This is a genomic window from Polymorphospora sp. NPDC050346 (genome assembly GCF_040655695.1).
Taxonomy (GTDB): domain Bacteria; phylum Actinomycetota; class Actinomycetes; order Mycobacteriales; family Micromonosporaceae; genus Polymorphospora; species Polymorphospora lycopeni.
Genome location: NZ_JBFAKM010000104.1, coordinates 1 through 1,714 on the forward strand (window position 1 = coordinate 1; position 1,714 = coordinate 1,714).

Annotated in this window: 1 protein-coding gene and 2 pseudogenes; all 3 read left to right on the forward strand. The window is 65.8% G+C overall.

All coding sequences use genetic code 11. The features are described from left to right. Nucleotides 1-265, forward strand: a pseudogene (locus tag AB0I42_RS37260) (hypothetical protein); the annotation flags it as partial. Nucleotides 266-395: 130 nt separating this feature from the next. After that, nucleotides 396-932: a cysteine hydrolase gene (locus tag AB0I42_RS37265; protein WP_357544487.1), complete on the forward strand. Its 537-nt coding sequence runs from the start codon at nucleotides 396-398 to the stop codon at nucleotides 930-932. Nucleotides 933-1,298: 366 nt separating this feature from the next. Beyond that, a pseudogene (locus AB0I42_RS37270) lies at nucleotides 1,299-1,714 on the forward strand (IS1634 family transposase); the annotation flags it as partial.

The following is a 1,714-nucleotide window of genomic DNA, read 5'->3' on the forward strand; positions in this document are numbered from 1 at the left end:
GCCCGACGCCGCTGCGACGTCCTGTTCGCCATGCTCCGCGACAAAGCCCTCTACCAACCCCGCCCCGCCGCTTGACGAACCCCATAGGGACACCCTCCAGCCGTCCCACGCCCTGGCCGAACAGGAAGCGATCGTCTGCGAACTCGCTACCCAGGCCCTGTGGACCTACAGCGCCCACATCAACGCGGAGGCGGAGAATGGGCGAGATCCGCAGGTGCCCGACCGGTACGACTGGAGGTTCCTGCGGGCAATGCGTCGCGGCTGACGAACGCCCGCCCACAGGAGTCCGGCCAGCACCGTTCCATGCGCAACGCGGTCATCGAGACCAGCGGAATCGTGAACCACCTTGATCACGCGATAGAAATCCTCCGCGAATCCGCGGGGAGCCGAACACGATGATCAAGAAATCTTCCGTCCTGGTCGTGGTCGACGTACAGAACGGCTTCATCCGCGATGCCTCGGCGCCGGTCGTTCCGGTCATCCGTGATCTCGTCCAGCGATGGCTGGACGAGGGCGGGGATGTGGTCTTCACTCGCTACATCAACTATGAGGGCAGCCCGTTCGAGCGCTTGATCCACTGGACCAAGCTCCGCGACGCGCCCGAGGTGGACATCGTTCCCGAGCTGCAACCCTTCGTGGGAAGGGCGACAGCAGTGCTCGACAAGACGATCTACAGCTTGTTCACCGACGAGGGGCGGGACCTGATCGATCGACACGGCTGGACCGATCTCTATGTGTGCGGTATCGCTACCGAAAGCTGTGTGCTGAAGACGGCGGTCGACGCATTCGAACTCGGATACACGCCGTGGGTCGTTGCCGACGCGTCCGGCAGCCACGCCGGCCAGGTCGCCCACGACGCGGGGATGCTCGTCCTCAAACGATTCATCGGAGCAGGACAGATCATCAGCACCAAGACGTTGCCGGGCGCATGACGAGCACAGCGTGGCAGGCAACCCGGTCACCGAGAGGCAGACCGGTCTTCACATGTTGATTGTCGGCCGAGCCAACGTCGATCTCACCGCCCGGGTACGGCACTGCCGACCGTCGGCCGTACTGGTTTGAGCGATGGCCAACACATCGACCGGCGCTGTGATGTGGAGATCACCGAACGGGGGGCATCATCCTCAGCCCGCTCAAACCTGACTTGGCTCACGATCATGGTTCCCGAGCGGGCTCCTGGCGCTGACCAGCGGGTTCTTGGCTCGTCGTCGGCGGATCTGCGCACTAATCCCGGGTCGTAGGGTGGGCTGATGTCCCCGTATGTGCGCACGGTGAGGACCGCGTCAGGCGCGAGGGCGGTGCAGATCGTCTACTCCTCACGGCGCGGGTCGCGGGATATCGAGCACATCGGGTCGGCGCACGACGAGGCCGGGCTGGAGGTCTTGCGGGCGGTCGCCCGGCAGCGTCTGGCCGCGGGTCAGGGCGAGCTGGACCTGGGGCTGGAGCGCACTGAGGTCGGCCAGCGCAGCGCGGGTGATCCGTTGCCGATCACATCGGCGCGGATGGGGCACCTGTGGGACGCCCTCACGCACGCCTATGAGGTGCTCGGGTTCGCGCAGGCGGCAGGTGGGGACGACGTGTTCCGGCAGCTCGTGTTGGCCCGGATCATCGAGCCGACCAGCAAGCTCGACAGCCTACGGGTCCTCGAGGAGACGGGCGTGCGGGCGCCGTCGTACGCGACCATCAAGCGTCGCCTACCCGTGTTCGCGCAGGA